Here is a 1,036-nt window from a genome sequence, read left to right on the forward strand (position 1 = left end):
TCGGCGGCGTAGCCGTGGACGCGGTCGAAGCCGATGCGGGCGAGGCGGGTGACGGTTTCCTCGGCGCGGCCCTCGGGGGCGATGATGAGGATTTCGTCCTGGGGGGTGAGGACGCTGCCGGCCTGTTCGGCGAAGCGGCCGTCGAGGGGGACGTTGACGGAGCCGGCGAGGTGTCCGGCGGCGAATTCGAACTGGTCGCGGGTGTCGAGGACGGTGGCGCCTTCGGTGCGCAGGCGGGTGAACTCGGCGGGCTGGAGCGCGGGGGCGTCTTCGTGGGTCTGGAAGAGGTCGCGGTTGCGGCGGTTGAGGTCGGCGTCGTAGGAGAAGTAGCCGGGGGCGGCGGGCTGGCCGGCGGTGACGAGGCGGACGAAGGTGTCCTGGTCCATGGGCTGGCAGGCGTAGTTGGTCAGGCGCTGCATGCCGATGGTCGACTGGAGTTCGGTGGAGAGGTTCTTGCCGCAGGCGGATCCGGCGCCGTGGGCGGGGAAGACGCGGACGTCGTCGGGCAGGGACATGAGTTTGCGGTGGACGCTGTCGTAGAGCATGGCGCCCAGTTCCTCGGCGGTGACGCCGGCGGAGGCGAGCAGGTCGGGGCGGCCGACGTCGCCGATGAAGAGGGCGTCGCCGGTGAGGACGCCGTAGGGGACGGTGTCGTCGGGCTTCTCGAAGACGAGGATGCTGATCGATTCGGGGGTGTGGCCGGGGGTTTCCAGGATCTGGAGGGTGACCTCGCCCAGGGAGATCCGCTCGCCGTCGGAGAGTTTGCGGATGGGGTATTCGGTGACGGCGCGCTGTCCGTAGCCGATCCAGGCGCCGGTGCGCTGGGCGAGTTCCAGGTGGCCGGCGAGGAAGTCGGCGTGGAAGTGGGTGTTGATGACCGCTTCCACGGTGAAGCCGTGGGCCTCGGCGTCCGCGACGTATTCGTCCACGTCGCGGCGGGGGTCGATCACGACCGCCTTGCCGCTGGTGGGATCGCCGATGACGTACGCGGCCTGGGACAGGCAGTCGAGGTAGTGCTGGGCGAAGTACATGGGTG

1 protein-coding gene is annotated in these 1,036 nt (G+C 69.8%); it reads right to left on the reverse strand.

The features are described from left to right. The coding region (locus QSK45_RS38040; protein ID WP_285563528.1) for an MBL fold metallo-hydrolase at positions 1-1,031 on the reverse strand (1,031 nt) is incomplete at its 3' end. Positions 1,032-1,036 lie beyond the last annotated feature (5 nt).

Source organism: Streptomyces hygroscopicus subsp. hygroscopicus, from assembly GCF_030269125.1.
Classification (GTDB): domain Bacteria; phylum Actinomycetota; class Actinomycetes; order Streptomycetales; family Streptomycetaceae; genus Streptomyces; species Streptomyces hygroscopicus_C.